At 72.2% G+C, this 20,626-nt stretch carries 15 protein-coding genes; 5 read left to right on the top strand and 10 right to left on the bottom strand.

Annotated features, from left to right (window positions below):
- The first annotated feature begins 200 nt into the window (after positions 1-200).
- The gene (locus EFE23_RS06690) at positions 201-1,046 is read left to right on the top strand and encodes a DUF389 domain-containing protein (protein WP_233600896.1); all 846 of its coding nucleotides are present in this window, start codon (positions 201-203) and stop codon (positions 1,044-1,046) included.
- Here EFE23_RS06690 and EFE23_RS06685 read toward each other — a convergent pair.
- Positions 1,009-1,446 (bottom strand): hypothetical protein, encoded by a 438-nt coding sequence (locus EFE23_RS06685; RefSeq protein WP_199736948.1) that lies wholly within the window; start codon positions 1,444-1,446, stop codon positions 1,009-1,011. The two genes, EFE23_RS06690 and EFE23_RS06685, sit on opposite strands and share 38 nt — an antisense overlap.
- A 67-nt stretch (positions 1,447-1,513) precedes the next feature.
- Positions 1,514-3,928: a Tex family protein gene (locus EFE23_RS06680; protein ID WP_123240010.1), complete on the bottom strand. Its 2,415-nt coding sequence runs from the start codon at positions 3,926-3,928 to the stop codon at positions 1,514-1,516.
- 89 nt (positions 3,929-4,017) lie between these two features.
- On the opposite strand from EFE23_RS06680, the gene EFE23_RS06675 reads away from it, so the two are divergent.
- The 3 genes from EFE23_RS06675 to EFE23_RS06665 all read left to right on the top strand — a co-directional run bounded on the left by EFE23_RS06675 (position 4,018) and on the right by EFE23_RS06665 (position 7,541).
- On the top strand, positions 4,018-5,529 hold the full coding sequence (locus EFE23_RS06675; protein ID WP_123240026.1) for a deoxyguanosinetriphosphate triphosphohydrolase family protein: 1,512 nt from the start codon (positions 4,018-4,020) through the stop codon (positions 5,527-5,529).
- Between the two features lie 99 nt (positions 5,530-5,628).
- Positions 5,629-6,666 carry a 3-oxoacyl-ACP synthase III family protein gene (locus EFE23_RS06670; RefSeq protein ID WP_233600895.1) on the top strand — a complete coding sequence of 346 codons (1,038 nt, stop codon included), beginning with the start codon at positions 5,629-5,631 and terminating at the stop codon, positions 6,664-6,666.
- Complete coding sequence (locus EFE23_RS06665; protein WP_439650831.1) at positions 6,612-7,541, top strand: 3-hydroxybutyryl-CoA dehydrogenase; 930 nt, start codon at positions 6,612-6,614, stop codon at positions 7,539-7,541. Before EFE23_RS06670 ends, EFE23_RS06665 begins: the two co-directional genes overlap by 55 nt.
- Positions 7,542-7,596: 55 nt before the next feature.
- On the opposite strand, the gene EFE23_RS06660 is transcribed toward EFE23_RS06665, so the two are convergent.
- From EFE23_RS06660 to EFE23_RS06630, 7 genes are all read right to left on the bottom strand, one after another.
- The gene (locus EFE23_RS06660) at positions 7,597-8,277 is read right to left on the bottom strand and encodes a GNAT family N-acetyltransferase (protein WP_158675839.1); all 681 of its coding nucleotides are present in this window, start codon (positions 8,275-8,277) and stop codon (positions 7,597-7,599) included.
- Positions 8,278-8,371: 94 nt separating this feature from the next.
- Positions 8,372-9,514: an MBL fold metallo-hydrolase gene (locus tag EFE23_RS06655; protein ID WP_123240007.1), complete on the bottom strand. Its 1,143-nt coding sequence runs from the start codon at positions 9,512-9,514 to the stop codon at positions 8,372-8,374.
- Between the two features lie 144 nt (positions 9,515-9,658).
- Positions 9,659-10,603: an SDR family NAD(P)-dependent oxidoreductase gene (locus EFE23_RS06650; RefSeq protein WP_123240006.1), complete on the bottom strand. Its 945-nt coding sequence runs from the start codon at positions 10,601-10,603 to the stop codon at positions 9,659-9,661.
- Entirely contained in the window at positions 10,600-11,784 is a 1,185-nt protein-coding gene (locus EFE23_RS06645; RefSeq protein WP_123240005.1) for a zinc-dependent alcohol dehydrogenase, read from the bottom strand. Before EFE23_RS06645 ends, EFE23_RS06650 begins: the two co-directional genes overlap by 4 nt.
- Before the next feature lie 317 nt (positions 11,785-12,101).
- Positions 12,102-12,863 carry a succinate dehydrogenase/fumarate reductase iron-sulfur subunit gene (locus tag EFE23_RS06640; protein ID WP_123240004.1) on the bottom strand — a complete coding sequence of 254 codons (762 nt, stop codon included), beginning with the start codon at positions 12,861-12,863 and terminating at the stop codon, positions 12,102-12,104.
- Positions 12,860-14,794: a fumarate reductase/succinate dehydrogenase flavoprotein subunit gene (locus EFE23_RS06635; protein WP_123240003.1), complete on the bottom strand. Its 1,935-nt coding sequence runs from the start codon at positions 14,792-14,794 to the stop codon at positions 12,860-12,862. The genes EFE23_RS06640 and EFE23_RS06635 overlap by 4 nt, the downstream gene beginning before the upstream one ends.
- Position 14,795: 1 nt before the next feature.
- Positions 14,796-15,527: a succinate dehydrogenase cytochrome b subunit gene (locus EFE23_RS06630; protein ID WP_123240002.1), complete on the bottom strand. Its 732-nt coding sequence runs from the start codon at positions 15,525-15,527 to the stop codon at positions 14,796-14,798.
- A 35-nt stretch (positions 15,528-15,562) separates the two neighbouring features.
- On the opposite strand from EFE23_RS06630, the gene EFE23_RS06625 reads away from it, so the two are divergent.
- Positions 15,563-16,492, top strand: a complete 930-nt coding sequence (locus EFE23_RS06625; protein WP_123240001.1) for a LysR family transcriptional regulator — start codon at positions 15,563-15,565, stop codon at positions 16,490-16,492.
- 3 nt (positions 16,493-16,495) lie between these two features.
- Here the strand turns inward: EFE23_RS06625 and hrpA are convergent, their stop codons facing one another.
- A complete protein-coding gene (hrpA, locus tag EFE23_RS06620; protein WP_123240000.1) occupies positions 16,496-20,491 on the bottom strand; it encodes an ATP-dependent RNA helicase HrpA in 3,996 nt (1,331 codons plus the stop codon).
- Positions 20,492-20,626 lie beyond the last annotated feature (135 nt).

The following is a 20,626-nucleotide window of genomic DNA, read 5'->3' as shown; positions in this document are numbered from 1 at the left end:
CGGCCTGCGGCGCTGGGCCGCCCTGGACGTACGGAGCTGGCGATGCTGCATCTGAGGGTGATCGCGCCGGCGGATCAGTCATCCGCCGTCGCCGACCTGCTCGCGGCGGACCCCGGGGTGACCCATCTCGTGGTCCTGCCCGGGGTCGCCCGCCAGCCGGCCGGTGACTACCTCACCTGTGACGGGAGAGCGCGGACGGGGTGCTGCGCCAGCTCCAGGAGTTGAGCGTCGAAGCGCACGGGGCGATCGCCGTCGACGACGTGGAGTTGACCCTCTCGGCCGCCGCCGACCAGGCCGCCGAGGACGCGCCCGGCCACGGCGAGGACGCCGTGGTCTGGGACGAGATCGCCGCGAAGACCGGCGAGCAGACGGTGCTCACCGGCACCTTCCTGGCGCTGATCATCGTGGCCACCATGATCGCCGGCATCGGGGTGCTGCTGGACCAGCCGATCCTGATCGTCGGCGCGATGGTGGTCGGTCCCGAGTTCGGCCCGCTCGCCGCGCTCTGCGTCGCCCTGCTGCGCCGGCAGCCCGAGATCATCGGCCGCTCGCTCAAGGCCCTCACGGTCGGTTTCCTCGTCGCCATGGGCGTCACCGTGCTGAGCACCTGGGCGTTGACGGCCACCGGCCTGGTCGGCCGGGACATGCTGCTGGCCGACCGGCCGCTGACCGACTTCATCTGGCGTCCGGACGCGCTCTCCTGGGTGGTGGGCATCCTGGCCGGGGTCGCCGGCATGCTCTCGCTCACCTCGAAGAAGTCCGGCTCCCTGGTGGGGGTGCTGATCTCGGTGACCACCGTGCCGGCGGCGGCGAACGTGGCGGTCGCGACGGCGTACGGGGTCTGGCCCGAGGCGGCGGGCTCCGCCCTCCAGTTGGTGATCAACCTGGCCGCGATCGTGCTGGCCGGCCTGCTCACCCTGGTCGTGCAGTTGTGCTGGTGGCGACGGGTGGAGCGGCGCAACGGCGGGATCGTGCCGCGGCCGCGGGCCGAGCGCGCGGCGCCGCGGGTCAGCGCCAGTCGTCGCCCGCCTCGAGCCGCAGGCTGAGCAGGGTCGCCAGCGGCAGGGACTCGCCGTCGCGCCCACCCCGGCCGACGACCAGCGGCGGCGCCGACGGCTCGGGTCGGGCGCCGAACAGCCGTAACCGGAGGCTGGCCGGCACGGTCAACAGGTAGAAGCGTCCCTCCGGATCCACCGCCCGGCTCCGGGCCCGGTCCAGGTACCAGCCGGTGAGGTGCGTCCGGTAGCGGCTCCGCCCGTCGTAGGCCGCCGCCCTCAACCGCTCGGTGCGCAGGCCCCGCCGGGTCGCCTCGGCGGCGAACCGCCGTACCAGCGCCGCGGCCTCCGCCTCCTCGGCGGCCCGCTGCCGGGCGTCGGCCGCCGCGTGTGCCCGCACCGCGTGCGCCTGCCGCTCCCGCCATCCCGCCCCGTCGTTCTCCCCACCCACCCCCGCGAGGGTACGCGCCCCCACCGCCGCACCCTGTCGGGCCTCGGGCCGACAGGGTGCGGCGAACTCAGGCCAGGCCGGCGCGGCGGAGAGCGTCGGCCATGGCGCTGTTGGCCGGGGCCGGTGCGCCGGCGGGGCGGCCCTGGCGCTGCTGCGGGCCGCCTCGCGAGCCGGTCCGGTCGCCGCCCTGGCCGCCGCCGGCCTGGCCACCACGTTCGCGGCGGCCGTCGCCCTGGGGGCGGCCCCCACCGGCCGGGGCCTCGTCGTCCAGGCGCAGGGTCAGCGAGATCCGCTTGCGCGGCACGTCCACGTCCAGCACCCGGACCCGTACCACGTCGCCGGACTTCACCACGTCGCGCGGGTCCTTCACGAAGGTGTGCGACATCGCGGAGACGTGCACCAGCCCGTCCTGGTGCACACCGACGTCGACGAACGCTCCGAACGCGGCCACGTTGGTGACCACACCCTCCAGGATCATCCCGGGCTGCAGGTCGCTGATCTTCTCCACGCCCTCGACGAACGTCGCCGTCCGGAACTCGGGGCGCGGGTCCCGGCCGGGCTTTTCCAGCTCGGCCAGGATGTCGGTGACAGTGGGCAGGCCGAACGTGTCGTCGACGAAGTCGGTCGCCTTCAGCCCGCGCAATATGGCGGACTTCCCGATCAGCGCGCGCACGTCCTGGCCGGTGTGGGCCAGGATCCGCCGCACCACCGGGTACGCCTCGGGGTGCACGCTGGAGGAGTCGAGCGGGTCGTCGCCACCGGGGATGCGCAGGAAGCCGGCGCACTGCTCGAACGCCTTCGGCCCGAGCCGGGGCACCTTCTTCAGGTCCGTCCGGGTGCGGAACGGCCCGTTGGCGTCCCGGTGCAGCACGATGTTCTCCGCCAGCCCGGCGCCGATGCCGGAGACCCGGGTGAGCAGCGGCGCGGAGGCGGTGTTGACGTCCACGCCGACCGCGTTGACGCAGTCCTCGACCACCGCGTCGAGCGAGCGGGACAGCTTCACCTCGGACAGATCGTGCTGGTACTGCCCGACGCCGATCGACCGCGGGTCGATCTTCACCAGCTCGGCGAGCGGGTCCTGGAGGCGGCGGGCGATGGAGACCGCGCCGCGCAGCGACACGTCCAGCCCGGGCAGCTCCTGCGAGGCGTACGCGGAGGCGGAGTAGACCGACGCGCCGGCCTCGGAGACCACCACCTTGGTCAGCTTCAGCTCCGGGTGCCGCTTGATCAGGTCGCCGGCGAGCTTGTCGGTCTCCCGGCTGGCGGTGCCGTTGCCGATCGCCACCAGCTCCACGCCGTGCGCCGCGGCGAGCATGGCCAGGGTGGCGAGGGAGGCGTCCCACTGCCGGCGCGGCTCGTGCGGGTAGATGGTGTCGGTGGCGACCACCTTGCCGGTGGCGTCGACCACCGCCACCTTCACGCCGGTGCGCAGCCCCGGGTCCAGCCCCATGGTGGGCCGGGCGCCGGCGGGCGCGGCGAGCAGCAGGTCCCGCAGGTTGGTGGCGAAGACCCGGACGGCCTCCTCCTCGGCCGCCTGCCAGAGCCGCATCCGCAGGTCCGCGCCGAGGTGGATGAGGATCCGGGTACGCCAGGCCCAGCGCACCGTGTCGGCCAGCCACCGGTCAGCCGGGCGGCCGTGGTCGCTGATCCCGAACCGGCCGGCGATCGCCGCCTCGTAGCGGCTCGGGCCGGTGACCACGGCGTCGGCGTCGCCCTCGGCCTCCGGGTCCATCGTCAGGTCGAGCACGCCCTCCTTCTCGCCCCGGAACATGGCCAGGATCCGGTGCGAGGGCAGCTTCGGGTACGGCTCGGCGAAGTCGAAGTAGTCGGCGAACTTGGCGCCGGCGCTCTCCTGGCCCTCGCGTACCCGGGAGACGAGCCGGCCCCGCGACCACATCTGCTCCCGCAGCGTGCCGATCAGGTCGGCGTCCTCGCCGAAGCGCTCGATGAGGATGGCCCGGGCGCCCTCCAGCGCGGCGGCGGCGTCGGCCACCCCCTTGTCGGCCTCCACGAAGCCGGCGGCTGTGCCGCGAGGGTCCTGCGTCGGGTCGGCCAGCAGCGTGTCCGCGAGGGGCTCCAGCCCGGCCTCGCGGGCGATCTGGGCCCGGGTCCGCCGCTTCGGCTTGTACGGGAGGTAGATGTCCTCCAGCCGGGACTTCGAGTCGGCGGCCATGATCTGCGCTTCCAGGGCCTCGTCGAGCTTGCCCTGGCTGCGGATGGACTCCAGCACGGCGGCGCGTCGCTCGTCCAGCTCGCGCAGGTAGCGCAGCCGCTCCTCGACGGTGCGCAGCTGCGCGTCGTCGAGCAGGCCGGTGGCCTCCTTGCGGTAGCGGGCGATGAACGGCACGGTGGCGCCGCCGTCGAGCAGCTCCACGGCCGCCCGCACCTGGCGCTCGGCGACGCCGAGCTCCTCGGCGATCCGCTGATGAACAGACTGGGTCACGATCTTGATCCGCCTTCTCGGGTGGGTTCCGCCCTGCATTGTGCCGCCCGCCCCCGACGGCGCACGCCGCACCCGCCGGGTGGCGGACCCGTCGCTGCCGGCCGGTCGGCTGCGCTAGCGTGGCGATCATGGAGGCACCTGCGGATCCGCGCGCCCGGCGGCTCTTCGGCGGCAGCGCCCGTGCGTTGGGCGACCTGGCCGCCAGCCCGTTCCGGGCCGACCGGGACCGCATCGTCGCGTCGCCGTTCTTCGCCCGGCTGAACGGGGTGACCCAGGTGATCAGCCCGGGCGGCTCGGGCCTGCTGGTGCACAACCGGCTCACCCACAGCCTCAAGGTCGCCCAGGTGGCGCGGGCGATCGCCGAGCGGCTGACCGCCGACCCGGCGCACCGGGAGCTGCTGGAGAAGCTGGGCGGCTGCGACCCGGACGTGGTGGAGGCGGCCGCCCTCGCCCACGACCTCGGCCACCCGCCCTTCGGGCACCTGGGGGAGCGGGTGCTGGACCGGCTGGCCCGGCAGCGGCTCGGGCTGCCCGACGGCTTCGAGGGCAACGCGCAGTCGTACCGGATTGTCACCAGCACCGAGATCCGCGGCGCGGCCACCACCGGCCTGGACCTGACCGCGGCGGTCCGGGCGGCGATGCTGAAGTACCCGTGGACCCGGCTCGACCATCCGGATCCGCACCCCCGGCACCTGGACCCGGCACCGCGCGGCGCCGCCGCCCCACCGGACGACCCGGAGAGCGGCTCGGTGAAGTTCGGCGCGTACCGGACCGAGGTGGACGACCTGCGGCAGGCCCGGGAGCCGTTCGCCGGGCGGATCCCCGACTGGCAGCAGACGCCGGAGGCGTCCATCATGGACACCGCCGACGACATCGCGTACGCCATCCACGACGTGGAGGACTTCTACCGGGTCGGGGTGCTCCAGCAGGGCGCGGTGGCGGCCGAGCTGATGGCCTGGCAGCGGGAGTGCGGCCACTTCCGGTCGATCACCTCCTCGGCGCTGACCGCCGCCGGCCGCCGGCCCGGGGCCGCCATCGAGCGGCTGCGCCGCCAACTGCACCGCAAGGACGCCTGGATCGCCGACGACGAGGCGTTCGCCGCCGCCGTCGAGCACGTCCGCGAGGAACTGGTGGAGGGGCTGCTGGCGCTGCCCTTCGACGGCTCCATCGAGGCGGAGCAGTACGTGGCCCGGTTCTCCGCCCGCTGGTCCACCCGCTTCGTCGACGCCATCGCGGTCACCCCGGACCCGGACGTCCGCTCCGGGTACGTGCTGCTGGCCCGGCCGCAGTGGCACGAGGTGCAGGTGCTCAAGTTCGTCCACCACCGGTTCGTGCTGGCCCGCCCCGATCTCGCCCTGCACCAGCGCGGCCAGGCCCGGCTGCTGGGCACCCTGGTGGAGGCGCTCTGGGAGTGGCTGCTGGACCCCGAGGAGGAGTCGCGGCTGCCCCGCCGGCTGCACGACCTGGTCGAGCTGGCCGAGGCCGAGCTGCACCCGCGTACGCCGGACCGGATCGGCCGGGCCCGGGGGCGGGCGATCGTCGACTTCGTCGCGCAGCTCACCGACGGTCAGGCGGTGGCGATGCTGGACGCCCTGTCCGGCCGCTCCGGCGCGCTCTGGACGGACGCCTTCGTGCTCTGACTCAACCAGTCTTGTCTTATTTGCTCCTCTTTGTCACCTCTGTCCGTATTATGGGCGGCGGTCGCTGGCCGCAGGCGGCTTCGGACATCGAGGAGAGGCATGATCATGGACAGACCGGCCGTCTCCGTGCTGGCCACCGGGTCGTACGTGCCGGCTCGAGAGGTCTCCAACGACGAGGTGGCGCGGCGGGTCGGCGTGGACGCGGAGTGGATTGAGCGTAAGACGCACATCCGCTCCCGACGGTTCGCCGGGCCGGACGAGGCGACCTCCGACCTGGCTGCCCGGGCTGCCGAGCGGGCACTTGCGCAGGCCGGGATGGACGCCGGTCGGCTCGACCACATCATCGTGGCGACGTCCACCGGGGACTCGCCTCAGCCGCCGACCGCCCACGCCGTCCAGCGGCTGATCGGCGCCCGCAACGCGGCGGCCATGGATCTCAACGTCGTCTGTAGCGGGTTCGTCTACGCCATGACGGTCGCCTGCGGGCTGCTCGCCATTCGCCCGGGCACGCGGGCCCTCGTCGTCGCGGCGGACCTGTACTCGCGGATACTCGACTTCACGGATCGCACGACCTCGGTGCTCTTCGGTGACGGCGCCGGCGCGGCCATCCTGACCTCGGGTGCCGACGCCGGGATCCTCGACTTCGAACTACGGGCGCAGGGGGATGCCCGGAACCTCATCTGGATCGAGGCCGGGGGGTCACGGCAGCCGGCCTCACACCAGACGGTCGAGTCGGGCGGCCACTACTTCCGCATGCGGGGCCGGGAGGTCCGCGACTTCGTGGCGCGGGAGGTGCCCCCGGCGCTGCGGAACCTCCTGCTGCGCAACGGCATGACGCCGTACGACGTGCAACACTTTGTGCCGCATCAGGCCAACGGCGTGATGCTGGACGAACTGGTGAAGGCCACCGATCTGACCGCCGCGCGCACCCACCGGACGTTGGAGCGTTACGGCAACGTCGGCAGTGCCTCGGTCGCGGTGACCTTGGACGAGGCGCACCGCAACGGTCACCTGCGGCCGGGTGAACTCGTTCTGCTGGCGGGCTTCGGGGGTGGCATGGCGATCGGCGCCTGCCTGCTCAGATGGACCGCACCGGCCGTGCCGTCCTCCGAGGACCTACCCGTGGCGACAGACTAATTCGAGAGGCGACGATGAACACGATCCGACGAGTGGGTGTGGTCGGCGGTGGCGTGATGGGCACCGGAATCGCGGAGGCCTGCGCCCGCGCCGGCCTCGACGTACGAGTGGTGACGTCGAGCCCGTTGTCCATCGGTACGGCCCGGAACCGGCTGCGGGATTCGCTGGAACGCCGGCTCCGCAAGGGCCGGCTCACCTCCGACGAACGTGACCGGATAGTTGAGCGGGTGCGGTTCGGCGCCGACCTGGAGACCTTGGCGGATCGGCAGTTGGTGATCGAGGCGGTCACCGAACGCGAGTCGGTCAAGGTGGAGGTCTTCCAAACTCTGGACAAGGTGCTGTCCGGTACGGATGCGATCCTGGCGTCGAACACGTCGTCGATCCCGATCATGCGGTTGGCACGGCTCACCGGCCGGCCGGAGCGGGTGCTGGGGCTGCACTTCTTCAATCCGGTTGGTGCCATGCCCCTGGTCGAACTGGTGGGCACCTTCCTCACCGCCGAGCGGACCATCAGTCAGATCGAGGATTTCGTCACGCAGACGCTGGGCAAGCAGACGATCCGGGCCCGGGATCGAGCCGGTTTCGTGGTGAACGCACTGCTGGTTCCCTACCTGCTCAGTGCGATCCGGATGGTGGAGTCTGGGTTCGCCTCGGCCGAGGAGATCGACCGGGGGATGCAACTGGGCTGCAACCACCCGATGGGACCGCTGGCGCTGTCCGACCTGATCGGCCTGGACACCCTCACCGCGATCGCGAACGCCCTCTATGAGGAGTTCAAGGAGCCCTTGTACGCGCCGCCGCCGCTGTTGCTGCGCATGGTCGAGGGTGGTCATCTGGGCCGCAAGGTCGGCCGAGGGTTCCGCGTGCCGGGTTGATTCGGCGGGTCACGTCGGGGCGGGTGAAGGATGCCCCGACGTGACCTCGGCCCGGTCAGTCCACCCTGGCCGTACCGGCCCCGGTGATCGCCCCGGCACCCTCGAGCCCGTCAGGCGCGACGGCCAGCCGGACGCCCGGTCCGGACTGACCGGGGATCGTGCTGGTGGCCGGCCCGCAGACCCGCTCGACGTATTCCTCCGCCGCGGTGAGGGCGTCGAAGTCGGCGCGCAGGATGCCGACCCGCAGGAGGTCGTGCCACTCCCCGCGGCGGAAGACGGCCTCCCGGTCCCGGCCCTCCACCCGCCAGCCGCAGTTGCGCACATACGCGCCGAGGCTCGCTGTGTTGAACGGCAGGATTGAACCGTGCAGCCGGCGCAGACCGACGTCGTAGAAGCTCCAGGCCATCACCAGCATGATCGCGTCACTGCCCGCACCCCGCGGTGCGGCGCCCGGCATCAGTTTGATCGCGGTCAGCGCTGAGCGGTTGTGCCAGTCAATCTCCCAGAGGCCGGTCAGCCCCCATGGCTCATCCGTCACGGGGTCGGCGACCGTCAGCCGCTGGACCGTCTGGTCCGCCTGGGAGCGGCGCAGCCACTCCGGTTGCGTCTCACGCGCCACCGGCCAGTGCCAGCCGCCCACGTTGTGCCGGACCTGGTCCAGGTTGGCCAGGTCCGCCAGAAAATCGAGGTCCTCTGTTCTGGTCGGGCGGAGCCCGACCAGTCGACCGTTCAGCATGGTGCTCCTCGTGGCGATCGTCCCGCAGGGGTGGCACATCACACCGGTTTACCAGACAGACAGGCATGAGACGGGATCAAACGCCAAAGGATCGTCAGGCGACCCCCTGCCACCAGCCGTCCACCGGCGGCGGGTCGTCCACCACCACCCGCTCGCCGGGGCGGGGCACCGCCAGCCGGACGTCGCGGGCCTTCGCCTCGGTCCAGAGGCGGTTCACCGGTTCGGCCCAGTCGTGCAGCGCCAGGTTGAAGGTGGCCCAGTGCACCGGCAGGAACAGCCCGCCGCGCAGGTCGAGGTGGGCGGCGACGGCTTCCTCGGGGAACATGTGGATGCTCGGCCAGGCCCGGTCGTACGCGCCGATCTGCATCAGCGTGACGTCGAACGGGCCGTGCTCGGCGCCGATGGCCGCGTAACCGTCGAAGTAGCCGGAGTCGCCGGTGTAGAAGACCTTCCGGTGCGCGCCGGCCACCACCCAGGAGCTCCACAGCGTCCCGTCCCGGCGCAGCCCGCGTCCGGAGAAGTGCTGGGCGGCGGTGGCGGTGAGGGTCAGCCCGCCGACCCGGTGGCTCTCCGCCCAGTCCAGCTCGACGATCCGCTCCTCCGGCACGCCCCACCGGTCGAGGTGGGCGCCGACGCCGAGCGGGACCAGGAACGGCGCGGACTGGTGCGCGAGGAGCCCCCGGACCGTGTCCATGTCGAGGTGGTCGTAATGGTCGTGCGAAATGAGGATGGCGTCGAGGCGGGGCAGCTCGTCGAGGCGTACCGGCGGCTGGTGGATGCGGCGCGGGCCGACGAGGTTGGACGGGGAGCACCGGTCGCTCCACACCGGATCGAGCAGCACCCGGTGCCCCTCGATCTCGATCAGCGTTGACGCGTGTCCGTACCAGACGACGGCCAGCTCCCGCTCGGTGTCGGTCGGGGCCGGGTCGGTCGGGCGCAGCAGCGGGACGGACGCGGTGGGCCGCCGCTTCTGCTTGCCGAAGATCAGCTCCTTGAGCAGGTTGCGGCCCGGGTCGGCGACCATGGTCCGGGTGCTGGCCGCGTTGTGGAAGGTGCCGTCGCGGTACTGGGGGGAGCGGGCGGCGCGTTCCGCCCGCGCGCCGGTGAGCCGGCCACCGAGCTGGGCCGGGACGTCCCGGGCCGCCCAGGCCAGGCCGGCCACCGCGGCCAGCCTCGTCATCCGCCACATCCGCCTGCCGAGTGCCCGCTCGACGGCCCGTTCCTCCGCTGCGCCCATGCTCCGTCCCTCCGCCGTGTCCCGCAGTACACGGTAGCCATCCGGTAACCACCTCGCCCGCAACGTCGGCCTGCCGCCGGGGCCCCGACGAGCAGGTATCCGGGACGGGCGGTGGTGGGCCGTGTCGAAGACCACAGCCGGCGCTCAGCGCAGCCGGCGCAGCACCGCCGAGCCCGCGGTCGCCGTCGCCCCGCGCAGCGTCCGGACCGTCCGGGACAGGTCGGGCAGCCAGCCGCCCCGGACCGCCTCGCCGGCCGGGTTCGGGGTGAACACGACGCCCTCGTGCGGCCCGACCGGCCGCCGGCTCAGCCCGGCGGTCCGCATCAGCGGCCCGACCAGGACGTCGTAGAGGCCGGGCAGGACGGTGAAACCGAACCGCATGATCACGTTGAGCCGGCCCACGGACACCTCGCGGCGGGGATGGTCGGTGCAGTGGACGATCGCCCGGGCCACCCGCTCCGGGCTGGTGATCGGGGGCGGCGGGCGGCCGATCCGGCCCAGGTAGTTGGCCGCCTGCCGGTAGACCGGGGTGTCCACGCTGCCCGGGTTGACCAGGCAGACCCGCACCCCCGGAGTCTCCCGGGCCTCCTGCTGCAACGTCCGGGCCAGCCCCTGCAGACCCCACTTGGCCGCCACGTAGCCGCTCATGTAGGGCGCCGTGATGTGCCCGAGCACCGAGCCGGTGAGGATCAGCGTGCCCGCCGAGGCGGCCCGGAACCGGCGCAGCGCCACCCGGGCCACCTCCGCCGCGGCCAGCAGGTCGGTGCGGACAACCTGTTCGAAGACCGCGGCGGGCACCTCGTCGAAGCGGCCGTAGGCCATCACCGCGGCGGTGTGCAGCCAGACGTCGATGCCGCCGAACTCCGCCTCGGCCGCCTCGGCCAGCCCGGCCACCGCGCCGGGCGCGGTGACGTCCACGGGTACGGCCAGCACCCGCGCGCCGGCGGCGCGGCACTCGTCGCTCACCTCGGCGAGGGTGGCGGGGGAGCGGGCGGCGAGGACCAGGCGGTCCCCGCGGCCGGCGAACCGCCGGGCCGCCGCCCGGCCGATCCCGCTGGTCGCGCCGGTGACCACCACCGTCCGGCTCACGGCGCGAGCACGACCTTGATGCAGCCGTCCTCCTTCTTCTGGAACATCTCGTACGCCTGCGGCGCCTGGTCCAGCGGCAGCCGGTGGGTACGCAGGTCCTCCACGCCGAGCGGGTCGTCGTCGCCGGCGAGCAGCGGGATGATCTCGTCCACCCAACGCTTCACGTGGCACTGCCCCATGCGCAGCTGGACCCCCCGGTCGAACATCTCCATCAGCGGCATCGGGTCCTGCTCGCCGCCGTAGACGCCGGAGATCGAGACGGTGCCGCCGCGCCGGACCGCCTTGAGCGCGGCGTGCAGCACGACGAGGCGGTCCACGCCCGCCTTGTCGATCATCGGCTGGGCCAGCTTGTCCGGCAGCAGCCCGGCGGCGGCCTGGGTGAACTTGCCGAGCGGGGCGCCGTGCGCCTCCATGCCGACCGCGTCGATCACCGCGTCCGGGCCGCGCCCGTCCACCAGGTCGATCAGCGCGCCGGGCACGTCGTCCAGTTCGCTGACGTCGAGCACCTCGATGCCGTGCCGGCGGGCCAGTTCCAGCCGCTCGGGGACCAGGTCCAAGCCGATCACCCGGCCGGCGCCCAGGTGCCGGCCGATCCGGGCGCAGAACTGCCCGACCGGCCCGAGGCCGAAGACGGCCAGGGTGCCGCCGGGTGGGGTGTCCGCGTACTTCACCGCCTGCCAGGCGGTGGGCAGGATGTCGGAGAGGTACAGCCACCGCTCGTCGGGGCCGCTCTCCGGGATCTTGATCGGGCCGAACTGGGCCTGCGGGACGCGCAGGTACTCGGCCTGGCCGCCGGGGACCGCACCGTAGAGCGAGGTGTAGCCGAACAGGGCGGCGCCCTTGCCCTCGCTGGTCACCTGGGTGGTCTCGCACTGGGCGTAGAGCTGCCGCTCGCACATCCAACACGACCCGCAGGAGATGTTGAACGGCACGACGACCCGGTCGCCGGGCTTGAGCCGGGTCACCCCCGGGCCGACCTCCTCGACGATCCCCATCGGCTCGTGCCCGAGGATGTCGCCGGGCTTCAGGTACGGCGCGAGCACCTCGTACAGGTGCAGGTCGGAGCCGCAGATGGCGGTTGAGGTGATCCGGACGATGGCGTCGGTCGGCTCCTCGATCCGGGGGTCCGGGACGTTTTCGACGCGGACGTCACGCTTGCCGTGCCAGGTCAGTGCCTTCATGCCTGAATGTCCCCTCCTCGGTGCCGTCCATGGGACTGCTACCCGCGAGGAGACCGTTGAACCGGCTGGCCCGTCGGGGGACGTCACCGCTGTTGGGCGCCTTTCGAGCTGATGTCGAAAACGACTCACCCCGCTGTCCCGCGCCGCCGCCTGTGGCCGGCCTGGCGTCCAGCGGATGACGTCAGAAACGACTCAGCTCGAAAGGCGGCTGAACACTGTGCGCCCGCCCCGGGGGGAGGCAGCGCGTACCCCTTGGAAAGGCCGACCGCCGCGCCCCCGGGTGCGGGGCGCGGCGGTCGGGTGGGTCGGGCGACGGTTCAGGAGCCCGGGGTGCCGGCGCGCTTGGACGTCGCCTTGAGGAAGTCCCGGTTGAGCCGGCCGATGGTGTTCAGCGGGATGCCCTTCGGGCAGGCCGCCGCGCACTCACCGATGTTGGTGCAGCCGCCGAAGCCGGCCTCGTCGTGCGCGTCCACCATGCCGATCACCCGGGTGTACCGCTCGGGCTGGCCCTGCGGCAGCAGCGACAGCTGAGTGATCTTCGCGGCGGTGAACAGCATGCCGGAGCCGTTCGGGCAGGCGGCCACGCAGGCGCCGCAGCCGATGCAGGCGGCCGACTCGAAGGCCGCGTCCGCGTCGGCCTTGGGCACCGGCACCGAGTGCGCCTCGGGGGCGCTGCCGGTCGGGGCGGTGACGTAGCCGCCAGCGGCAATGATCTTGTCGAAGGCGTTGCGGTTGACCACCAGGTCCTTGACGACCGGGAAGGCCCGGGCCCGCCACGGCTCGATGTCGATGGTGTCCCCGTCCTTGAACTGCCGCATGTGCAGCTGGCAGGCGGTGGTGCCGCGCTGCGGGCCGTGCGCCTCGCCGTTGATCATGAGGCTGCACATGCCGCAGATGCCCTCGCGGCAGTCGTGGTCGAACGCGACCGGCTCCTCGCCATCGAGGATCAGCCGCTCGTTGAGCACGTCGAGCATCTCCAGGAACGACATGTCCGGGGACACGTCCGGCACCTGGTAGGTCACCATCTGACCCTTGTCCTCAGGGCCCTTCTGGCGCCAGATGCGCAGGGTCAGATTCACTTGTAGCTCCGCTGCGTCGGGTGGACGTATTCGAACTTCAGGTCTTCCTTGTGCAGCACGGGCTGGCCGGTGCCGGCGTACTCCCAGGCCGCCACGTAGGCGAACCGGTCGTCGTCGCGCTGCGCCTCGCCGTCCGGGGTCTGGTGCTCGGCCCGGAAGTGGCCGCCGCAGGACTCCTCGCGGTGCAGGGCGTCGATGCACATCAGCTCGGCCAGCTCGAAGAAGTCGGCCACCCGGCCGGCCTTCTCCAGCGACTGGTTGAGCCCTTCGCCGTCGCCCGGAACGCGGACCCGCTGCCAGAACTCGTCGCGCAGCGTCCGGATCTCGTCGATCGCCTTACGCAGCCCGGCCTCGGTGCGCTCCATGCCGCAGTGCTCCCACATGATCTGGCCCAGCTCCCGGTGGAACGAGTCCACGGTCCGGTCGCCGTTGATCGCCAGCAGCCGCTGGAGCCGGTCCTCGACCTCGGTACGCGCCGCCACCGCCTCCGGGTGGCTGGCGTCGACCTTCTCCAGCGGACCGGAGGCCAGGTAGTTGGCCAGGGTGTTCGGCAGCACGAAGTAGCCGTCCGCCAGGCCCTGCATCAGCGCCGAGGCGCCGAGCCGGTTCGCGCCGTGGTCGGAGAAGTTGGCCTCACCGATCACGAACAGGCCCGGGATGCTCGACTGGAGGTCGTAGTCGACCCAGAGGCCGCCCATCGTGTAGTGCACGGCGGGGTAGATCCGCATCGGGACCTCGTACGGGTCCTCGCCGGTGATCCGCTCGTACATCTCGAAGAGGTTGCCGTACTTCGCCTCGATCGCCTTCCGGCCGAGCCGGTTGATCGCGTCGGCGAAGTCCAGGTAGACGCCGAGCCCGCCGGGGCCGACGCCGCGACCCTCGTCGCAGACGTTCTTCGCCGCGCGGGAGGCGATGTCCCGGGGGACCAGGTTGCCGAAGGAGGGGTAGATCCGCTCCAGGTAGTAGTCCCGCTCGTCCTCGGGGATGTCCCGCGGCGCACGCTGGTCGCCCTTGGCCTTCGGCACCCACACCCGGCCGTCGTTGCGCAGCGACTCGCTCATCAGGGTCAGCTTCGACTGGTGGTCGCCGGAGACCGGGATGCAGGTCGGGTGGATCTGCGTGTAGCAGGGGTTGGCGAAGTACGCGCCCTTGCGGTGCGCCCGCCAGGAGGCGGTGACGTTGCAGCCCTTGGCGTTGGTGGAGAGGTAGAAGACGTTGCCGTAGCCGCCGGAGGCGAGCACGACCGCGTCGGCCATCTCGGTGCTGATCTCGCCGGTGACCAGGTCGCGCACCACGATGCCGCGGGCCCGGCCGTCGACGATCACCAGCTCCAGCATCTCGTGCCGGGAGTTCATCTCCACGTTGCCCAGGCCGATCTGCCGCTCCAGCGCCTGGTACGCGCCGAGCAGCAGCTGCTGACCCGTCTGGCCCCGGGCGTAGAAGGTGCGCTGCACCTGCGCACCGCCGAAGGAGCGGGTGTCCAGCAGGCCGCCGTACTCGCGGGCGAACGGCACGCCCTGGGCCACGCACTGGTCGATGATGTTGACCGAGACCTCGGCCAGCCGGTGCACGTTCGACTCCCGGGAGCGGAAGTCGCCGCCCTTGACGGTGTCGTAGAAGAGCCGGTGCACCGAGTCGCCGTCGTTGCGGTAGTTCTTGGCGGCGTTGATGCCACCCTGCGCGGCGATCGAGTGGGCCCGGCGCGGGCTGTCCTGGTAGCAGTAGGACTTGACGTGGTAGCCCTGCTCGGCCAGGGTCGCCGCGGCCGAGCCACCGGCCAGGCCGGTGCCCACCACGATCACCGTCATCTTCCGGCGGTTGGCCGGGTTGACCAGCTTCATCTCGAACCGGTGGCGCTCCCACCGGGTCTCGATCGGGCCGTCCGGGGCCCGGGTGTCGGCGATCGGCTCGCCCTCGGTGTAGAGGTCCATGTCAGGCCACCAATCCGGTGAGTACGGCGAACGGGACCACCAGGTAGCCGGCGGTCAGCACGACGGCGAAGACCAGCGCGGCGGTCCTGGCCCGACGCTCACCCTTCGGCGTCTGCTGGCCGAGGCTGCGGAAGGCGCTGAACGCGCCGTGGCGCAGGTGGAAGCCGAGGGTGACGACGGCCAGGGTGTAGAAGAGCGTGACGTACCAGCGCTCCGGCGCGAAGTCCGCCACCACGTTGCTGTGCGGTCGGGTGGAGTCGCCGACCGGGTTCAGCGTGCCGGTGGTCAGGTCCAGGATGTGGTAGATCACGAAGAGCAGGATGATCACCCCACCCCAGCGCATGGTGCGCGCCGCGTAGTTCACGTGGATCTTCCTGCGGTGCGCGTAGGCGACCGGGCGGGCGGCGCGGGCGCGCAGCGCCAGCACGGTGGCCGCGCCGATGTGGGCGAGCACCGCGACCATCAGCACGGTGCGCTGCAGCCAGAGGTACCAGCCGGGGGCGAGCAGCGGCGTGCCCAGGTCGCGCAGCCAGTGCGCGTAGTGGTTGAACGCCTCTTCGCCCGTGAAGATCTTCAGGTTCCCGAGCATGTGCGCGATCAGGAACAGCACCAGGATGATGCCCGTCACCGCCATGACAGCCTTGAGGCCGACGTTCGAGCGGATGGGCGACCGAGTTTTCGTGAGTACCACGCGCCCGACGCTAAGAGCACTTTGATCAGTCGTCCAATGCATCGACCTCGCAGTCTTGATAGCCGTAGGCTATTTAGATGCAGCTCCACCAGCTCCGGTACTTCGTCGCGGTCGCAGAAGTACGACATTTCACCCAGGCGGCCGACCTGGTGGGCATCACCCAGCCCTCGTTGAGTAAGCAAATTCACGCCCTGGAGACCGACCTCGGGGCCCCGCTCTTCGAACGGGTAAGGGGCAACATCGCCCTCACCGCCGCCGGCGAGGTGCTGCTGCCGCTCGCCAAACGGATCCTCGCCGACGTCGACACCGCCACCCGCGAGGTGCAGGAGCTGGTCGGGCTGCGCCGGGGCCGGGTCCGGCTGGGCGCCACCCCCAGCCTGGCCACCTCGCTGGCGCCCCCGGTGCTGCGCCGGTTCCGCGACGCCCACCCCACCGTGGACCTGCGGGTCGAGGAGGGCGGCTCCCAGGACCTGGTCCGCGACCTGCTCCGCGGCGACCTCGACCTGGCGCTGATCATCATGCCGTCCGCCGGCACCGACCCCGGCCTGCGCGCCGACCCGATCCTGCGGGAGAGCCTGGTGGTCGCCTCGGTGGACCCGCTCCCCGCCGACCCCGACACCGGCGAACTGCGCATCACCGACCTGCGCGACCAACCCCTGGTCATGTTCCGCGAGGGCTACGACCTGCGCGACGCCACCCTGCAGGCGTGCCGCGAGGCGGGCTTCGAACCCACCCTGTCGGTGGACGGCGGGGAGATGGACGCCGTGCTCAGCTTCGTCGAGGCGGGGCTCGGCGCGGCCCTGGTCCCCGGGATCGTGGTCGCCCGGCGGGGTGGCATCCGGGTCACCCGGCTCGCCCCGCCCGGCGTACGACGGACCATCGCGGTGGCCCGGCGCCGCGACGTGGTGCCCACCCACGCCGGCCGGGAGCTGCGCCGGATCCTGCTCGAGTACGTCCACGACGCGACCGCGGCCGACCGGCTCCCGCCCGGCGTCGAGCCGCTCTGAGCCTCAGCGCCCCTCGGCGTCGTCCATCGCCCGGTAGATGCGCTGCTCCGACACCGGGTACGGGGTGCCCAGCGCCTGCGCGAACACGTTCACCCGCAGCTCCTCGATCATCCAGCGGATCTGCCGGACCGCCGTCGACTGCCGCTTCGCCGGCGGCAACGCGGCCACCATGTCCTGGTACTCCCGCTGCACCACGGCGATCCGGTCCTGCTGCTGCTTGTCCCGCTGCGGGTTGCCGGGCAGCCGGTCCAGCCGGCGCTCGATCGCGGTGAGGTAGCGCAGCAGGTCGGGCAGGCGGGCGTAGCCGGCCTCGGTGATGAAGCCGGCGTGCACCAGGCCGGTGAGCTGGTTGCGGATGTCGGCCAGGGCGGCCACCACGGCCAGGTTCCGGGTCGCGCCGAGGCGCTGCTCGATCGCGTACGCGGCGGCGAGCACCTGGCGGACCCGGTTCATCACCTCGACCACGGTGTCGACCAGGTCGGCGCGGACCTTGTCGCGCAGCACGGCGAAGCCCTCGGCGTCCCAGGCCGGGCCGCCCGCGTCCGCGATCAGCTTGTCGATCGCGGCCCCGGACGCGTCCTCGATCAGCGCCTGCACCCCGCCGTGCGGGTTGCGGGACAGCGCCAGCTTGGCCTCGTTGCTCAGCCGTCCCTGGAGGAACTTCGCCGGGGAGGGCACGGTGAGCCGGAGCAGCCGGCGGGTGCCGGCCCAGTGCGCGGCCTCCTGCTCGGCGGGGGAGTCGAACACCTTCACCCCGACGGTGGCGCCCTCGTCGACCAGCGCCGGGTACGCGGTCACCGCGTACCCGGCGCGGACCTGCTCGATGGTGCGGGGGAGGGCGTCGATGCTCCACTCCTTGAGTCCCGTCCGGGCGACGTCCGGCGCGGCGGCCGCGACGACCTGGCGTACCTCCTGGCGGAGCTGGCGTTGCAGGGCCGGCAGGTCCTTGCCCTCGGCGACCGGCTTGTCGTCCTCGCCGAGCACCCGGAAGGTGACCCGCAGGTGCGGCGGCAGCTTCGCCAGGTCCCAGGCCTGCGCCGGGACGGTGACCCCGGTCATCCGGCGCAGCTGCCGGGTGAGCGCGTCCAGCAGCGGCTCGCCGCCGGGGGTGATCGCGGCCAGGGCGGCCCGGGCGAAGTCGGGCACCGGGACGAAGTTGCGCCGGATCGCCTTGGGCAGCGACCGGATCAGCGCGATCACCAGTTCCTCGCGCAGGCCGGGCACCTGCCAGTCGAAGCTCTCCGCGGGCACCTGGTTGAGCAGCGGCAGCGGGATGTCCACGGTGACGCCGTCGGTCGGGGTGCCCGGGTCGAAGGTGTAGGTCAGTGGCAGGGCGACGCCGTCGGCCCGCCACTCGTCGGGGTAGTCCTCCTCGTCCACCCCGCCGCGACCGGAGTTGACCAGCAGGTCGCGGGTGAAGGTGAGCAGGTCCGGCCGTTCCCGCCGGGTCTTCTTCCACCAGGTGTCGAAGTGCCGGCCGGAGACCACGTCGGCGGGGATCCGCTGGTCGTAGAACTGGAAGATGGTCTCGTCGTCGACCAGGATGTCCCGCCGCCGGGCCCGGTTCTCCAGCTCCTCCACCTCGGTCAGCAGCCGCTGGTTGTCCCGCCAGAACTGGTGGTGGGTCTGCCAGTCGCCCTCGACCAGGGCGTGCCGGATGAACAGCTCCCGGCTCAGGCCCGGGTCGATCCGGCCGAAATTCACCTTGCGGGAGGTGACGATCGGGATGCCGTAGAGGGTGACCTTCTCGTAGGCCATCACCGCGGCCTGCTTCTTCTCCCAGTGCGGCTCGCTGTAGCTGCGCTTGACCAGGTGCTGGGCGAGGGGCTCCACCCACTCGGGCTCGACCCGGCCGGCCACCCGGCCCCAGAGCCGGGAGGTCTCCACCAGCTCGGCGGCCATCACCCAGCGCGGCGGCTTCTTGAACAGCGCCGACCCGGGGAAGACGGCGAACTTCGCCCCGCGCGCCCCCAGGTACTCGTGCTTCTGCGCGTCCTTCAGCCCGATGTGCGAGAGCAGGCCGGGCAGCAGGGACTGGTGCACCTTCGGGGTGTCGATCTCCTCCGGCAGGTCCGCGCCGGCCCCGCGCCGCCCGTCACCCTTTTCTCTGGTACGCAGCACCTGGCGCAACTGGCTGACGATGTCCTGCCACTCGCGGACCCGCAGGTAGTTGAGGTACTCCGCCTTGCACATCCGGCGGAACGCGCTGGAGGACAGGGCCCGCTGCTGCTCGCGCAGGTACCGCCACAGGTTCAGGTACGCGACGAAGTCGGACTCCTTGTCGGCGAACCGGGCGTGCGCCTGGTCGGCCTGGACCTGCTTGTCGGCGGGACGTTCGCGCGGGTCCTGGATGGAGAGCGCGGCGGCGATCACGATCACCTCGGTGGCGCAGCCGTTGCGCTCGCCCTCCAGGACCATCCGGGCCAGCCGGGGGTCGACCGGGAGCTGCGCCAGCCGCCGGCCCAGCGCGGTGAGCCGCTTCGCCGGGTCGGTCTCGGCCGGGTCCAGCGCGCCCAGCTCGTGCAGCAGGTTCACGCCGTCGGTGATGTTGCGCCGGTCCGGCGGGTCGATGAACGGGAACGCGCCGATGTCGCCGAGCCCGATCGAGGTCATCTGGAGGATGACCGAGGCCAGGTTGGTGCGCAGGATCTCCGGGTCGGTGAACTCGGGCCGGGATTCGAAGTCCTGCTCGTCGTAGAGCCGGATGCAGATGCCGTCCGAGGTCCGCCCGCAGCGCCCCTTGCGCTGGTTGGCGCTCGCCTGCGAGACCGGCTCGATCGGCAGCCGCTGCACCTTGAGCCGGCTGGAGTAGCGGGAGATCCGGGCCGTGCCGGGGTCCACCACGTGCTTGATGCCGGGCACGGTCAGCGAGGTCTCCGCGACGTTGGTGGCGAGCACCACCCGGCGCCCGCCGTGCGGGGCGAAGACCCGGTGCTGCTCGGCGGAGGAGAGCCGGGCGTACAGCGGGAGGATTTCGGTGCCGAGCAGTGCGCGTTTCTTCTGCACCAGCTTGCCGAGCGCGTCGGCGGTGTCCCGGATCTCCCGCTCACCGCTGAGGAAGACCAGGATGTCGCCGGGGCCCTCGGCGGCCAACTCCTCGACCGCGTCCCCGATGGCCTGGATCTGGTCCCGGACGTTCTCCTCGTCGGCCTCGTCCTCCTCGTCGGCCTCGGTGACCTCGACCAGCGGCCGGTACCGCACCTCCACCGGGTAGGTCCGGCCGGACACCTCGACGATCGGCGCGGGGTTGCCCTCGGCGTCGGCGAAGTGCTTGGCGAAGCGGTCGGTCTCGATGGTCGCGGAGGTGATGACCACCTTGAGGTCGGGACGGCGGGGCAGCAGTTGCCGGAGGTAGCCGAGGATGAAGTCGATGTTGAGGCTGCGCTCGTGCGCCTCGTCGATGATCAACGTGTCGTACTGGCGCAGCATCCGATCGGTCTGCAACTCGGCCAGCAGGATGCCGTCGGTCATCAGCTTGACCAGGCTCCGCTCGCTCACCTGGTCGGTGAAGCGGACCTTGTAGCCGACCACGTCGCCCAGCTCGGTGCCGAGTTCCTCGGCGATCCGGTCGGCGACCGTCCGGGCGGCCAGCCGGCGCGGCTGGGTGTGCCCGATCAGGCCGTTGACGCCGCGCCCCAGCTCCAGACAGATCTTGGGCAGCTGGGTGGTCTTGCCCGACCCGGTCTCGCCCGCCACGATCACCACCTGGTGGTCGCGGATCGCGGCGGCGATGTCGTCCCTGCGCTCGCTGACCGGCAGCTGCGCCGGGTAGGTGATGGCCGGCACGGCGGCCCGCCGGGCGGCCAGTCGCGCCTCGGCCCGGCCCACCTCGGCCGCGATCTCGGCGAGCGCCGCCTCGCGCCGCTGCGGGTCCCGCAGCTTCCGCACCCCGTCGAGGCGCCGCTGCAGCCGGCGCTGGTCGCGGAACATCAGGGGGGAGAGGCGGCGGTGCAGGTCGCGGGCGGCCTCGGGTACGGCGGGTGCGGCTGGATTCTGCATGTCGTCGCCAAGGATAGGCAGTGCGCCGCCGTACCGCCCCCGGGTTACCGCCCGCCCTGCCGCGCCGGCCCGCCGGAGCCGGGCCGGTCGGTGGCGCGAGTCATGACGCGGGCGTGCCGTCCCAGGTCGCGGTGC

It is taken from the genome of Micromonospora solifontis, from assembly GCF_003725545.1.
Classification (GTDB): domain Bacteria; phylum Actinomycetota; class Actinomycetes; order Mycobacteriales; family Micromonosporaceae; genus Micromonospora; species Micromonospora solifontis.
Note: the sequence above shows the minus strand (reverse complement) of the source record. Positions and strands in the feature narration are given on the sequence as shown.